At 71.2% G+C, this 3,575-nt stretch carries 2 protein-coding genes and 2 pseudogenes; all 4 read left to right on the plus strand.

What is annotated here, in order from left to right; genetic code table 11:
- Nucleotides 1–351 (plus strand): annotated as a pseudogene (locus AB0C69_RS39960) (hypothetical protein); the annotation flags it as partial.
- Nucleotides 352–487: 136 nt separating this feature from the next.
- Complete coding sequence (gene ftsY / locus AB0C69_RS39965; RefSeq protein ID WP_345174982.1) at nt 488–1,636, plus strand: signal recognition particle-docking protein FtsY; 1,149 nt, start codon at nt 488–490, stop codon at nt 1,634–1,636.
- A 181-nt stretch (nt 1,637–1,817) separates the two neighbouring features.
- Nucleotides 1,818–3,179: an ammonium transporter gene (locus AB0C69_RS39970; protein WP_360361581.1), complete on the plus strand. Its 1,362-nt coding sequence runs from the start codon at nt 1,818–1,820 to the stop codon at nt 3,177–3,179.
- Nucleotides 3,176–3,481, plus strand: a pseudogene (locus AB0C69_RS39975) (P-II family nitrogen regulator); the annotation flags it as partial. The gene AB0C69_RS39970 and the pseudogene AB0C69_RS39975, both read left to right, overlap by 4 nt.
- Between the last annotated feature and the right edge of the window lie 94 nt (nt 3,482–3,575).

Genomic DNA, 3,575 nt, shown 5'->3' on the forward strand with positions numbered 1-3,575 from the left:
GACGCCGAGCGCTACACCAGGGAGCTGGCGCACGAGGCGAGGCTGCACCGCGAGGCGATCCTGTCGGACGCCAAGGGCCGCGCTGAGCAGATGCTGGAGGACGCCCACCGCAAGGCGGCCGCCGTCGCCGAGGCGGCCGTCCGCACGGCCCCGCCGCAGCCCGCGCCCTCGCCGAGCCCTGGGACCCTCCCGGACGGAGAGCGCCTCGCCCTGGAGCGCGAGATCGCCTACCTGCGGACCTACAGCGACGTCTACCGGACCCACCTGCGCTCCTACCTGGAGGCACTGCTCCGCAACGTCGACGAGTGGGAGTCCTCCGAACGGGCATCCCTCCCTGGGGGTAATGCCTGATCTACCGTCCCGGCGCGGGCGCCGGAACGTTCGGGAGTCCCGCGCGGTTGCGCGCCCGGCCGGGCTCGCCGCATGATCGGCGGGCCCGGCGCAGCGTGTTCGCGCGGGAGTGCTCGTCTGGAAAACTGGGGGCGTTATGGAATATGTGATCGTCATCGCCGTGCTGGCCGTGATCGCGCTGATCATCGGCGGCGTCACGCTGCTGCGGCCGCGCCGGCCCCGCCCGCCGGTCGAGCGCCCGTCCGAACGCACCGGCGGCGCCACCGCCGCCGACGTGGCGGAGGCCGAGGCCCCCACGATCGAGAAGGCGCCGCCGACGGAGGCCGCGCCGCCGCGGCCCGCCGTCGAGATCGAGCGGCCGCCGCCCGGCGCGGGGCGGCTCGTGCGGCTGCGGGCCCGCCTCGCCCGCTCCCAGAACGCCTTCGGCAAGACCCTCCTGGTGCTGCTGTCGCGCGACACGCTCGACGAGGACGCCTGGGAGGAGATCGAGGACACCCTGATCGCCGCCGACATGGGCACGGCGGTGGCCCGGCAGGTCACCGACGACCTGCGGACGCGCGTCCAGGTCCTCGGAACGCGCAGCCCGGAGGAGGTCCGGGCGATGCTCAAGGACGAGCTGATCAAGCAGATCGGCCCGGACATCGACCGCTCGCTGCACACCGAGGCGCACGGCGACCGTCCCGCCGTCCTCATGGTCGTCGGCGTGAACGGCACCGGCAAGACCACCACGTGCGGCAAGCTCGGCCGCGTCCTCGTCGGCGACGGCAACACCGTGCTGCTCGGCGCCGCCGACACCTTCCGCGCCGCCGCCGCCGACCAGCTGGAGACGTGGGGCACGCGGGTGGGCGCGCAGGTCGTCCGCAAGGACGAGGGCGCCGACCCCGCCAGCGTGGCGTTCGACGCCGTCAAGCAGGGCATCGACACCAAGGTCGACGTGGTGATCGTCGACACGGCGGGCCGGCTGCACACCAAGACCGGGCTGATGGACGAGCTCGGCAAGGTCAAGCGGGTGGTGGAGAAGCAGGCCACGGTCGACGAGGTCCTGCTCGTCCTCGACGCGACGACCGGCCAGAACGGCATGCAGCAGGCCCGGGTCTTCGCCGAGGTGGTCAACATCACCGGCGTGGTGCTCACCAAGCTGGACGGCACCGCCAAGGGCGGCATCGTCGTCCAGGTGCAGCGCGAGCTCGGCGTCCCGGTGAAGCTGGTGGGCCTGGGCGAGGGGCCGGACGACCTCGCGCCCTTCGAGCCCGAGGCGTTCGTGGACGCGATCCTCGGCGACTGAACCGGCCCTCGAATCGGCCCGGATGCCGCGTAAATACGGCATGTGAGGACTTGGAAACAGCGGCGAAACACGCTGAAGTCGGGTTTCACATGGCGGAAACGTAGCGGCATACCGGGCGAAACGGCCGCGCCAGAGTCTCTGAGCAGTTCGAAGTTCCTGGCGAGGAGGGACGCGCTCAGAGATGAAGATCGATAGCGGTAGTACCGCCTGGATGCTGACGAGCACCGCGCTCGTCCTGCTGATGACACCGGGCCTGGCCTTCTTCTACGGAGGCATGAGCCGGGCCAAGAGCGTGCTCAACATGATGATGATGAGCTTCGTCAGCATCGCCGTGGTGGGCATGGCGTGGGTCGTCTACGGCTACTCCCTCACCTTCGGCGACGGCGGCGGGCTCAGCTCGTTCATCGGCGGTTTCGGAGACTGGGGGCTCGTCGGCCTGGAGAACGCGGCCACGGCCGACGACGGGACGGGCATCCCGCAGCTGGTCTTCGTGGCGTTCCAGGCGACGTTCGCCATCATCACCGTCGCGCTGATCAGCGGCGCGGTCGCGGACCGTGCCAAGTTCGGGGCCTGGGTGGTGTTCACCCTGGTCTGGGCGACGCTGGTGTACTTCCCGATCGCCCACTGGGTGTGGTGGTCCGACGGCCAGGACGGCGGCAAGTCCGGCTGGCTGTTCCACCTCGGCGCGCTCGACTTCGCGGGCGGGACCGTCGTCCACATCAACGCCGGCGTCGCCGCGCTCGCCCTGGTGCTGGTGCTCGGCAAGCGCAAGGGCTGGCCGAAGGAGCCGATGCGGCCGCACAACCTGCCGTTCGTCCTGCTCGGCGCCGGGCTGCTGTGGTTCGGCTGGTTCGGGTTCAACGCCGGGTCCGCGCTGTCGGCCGGCTCCACCGCGGCCGTCGCGTTCATCAACACGCTCGTCGCCACCTGCGCCGCCGCGTTCGCCTGGATCGTCGTGGAGAAGCTGCGCGACGGCGCGTCCACCACCCTCGGCATCGCCTCGGGCGTGGTGGCCGGGCTGGTCGCGATCACCCCGGCCTGCGCGTTCATCACCCCGCTCGGCGCGATCGTCCTCGGCCTGGTCGCCGGCGCGGTGTGCGCGTTCGCGGTCGGCCTGAAGTACAAGCTCGGCTACGACGACTCGCTCGACGTCGTCGGCGTCCACATGGTCGGCGGCATCGTCGGCGCCCTGCTGATCGGGTTCCTGGCGACCACCGCCGTCAACGACGCCGGCGCCGACGGGCTGTTCGCCGGCGGCGGGTTCGCGCTGCTCGGCAAGCAGGCCGTCGCCGTCCTGGCGACGCTCGCCTACTCCTTCGTCGTCACCTACGTGATCGCCAAGGTGATCGACCTGGTGATGGGCTTCCGGATCAGCGAGGACGACGAGGCCGCCGGCATCGACAGCACGGCGCACGCGGAGACCGCCTACGACTTCGGCACGATCCGTGCGGGCATCGGCTCCGGGGCGGGCATCGGTTCCGGGGCGACCGCGGCGGCGCCCGCCTCGGCGGCCCCGGCGAAGAAGGTGGAGGCGAAGGGATGAAGCTCATCACGGCGGTCATCAAGCCGTTCAAGCTGGACGAGGTGAAGAAGGCCCTGGAGGCCTTCGGGGTCAAGGGGATGACCGTCAGCGAGGCCAGCGGCTACGGGCGGCAGAAGGGCCACACCGAGGTCTACCGGGGCGCCGAGTACCAGGTCGACCTGGTGCCCAAGCTCCGCGTCGAGGTCCTGGTCGACGCCGAGGACGCCGACGACATCATCGATGTGATCGTCAAGGCGGCCCGCACGGACAAGATCGGTGACGGGAAGGTGTGGGCCGTGCCGGTCGACACCGTCGTCCGGGTTGCCGCTCCGTGTCCTCGACCTCCTCGACGCGGGCCGCGACCCGCGCCACGAGCTCCTCGTAGTCCTCGCGCATCCTGGCGACGCCGGCGAGCTC

This window comes from Actinomadura sp. NPDC048032 (assembly GCF_040653175.1).
GTDB lineage: Bacteria > Actinomycetota > Actinomycetes > Streptosporangiales > Streptosporangiaceae > Spirillospora > Spirillospora verrucosospora.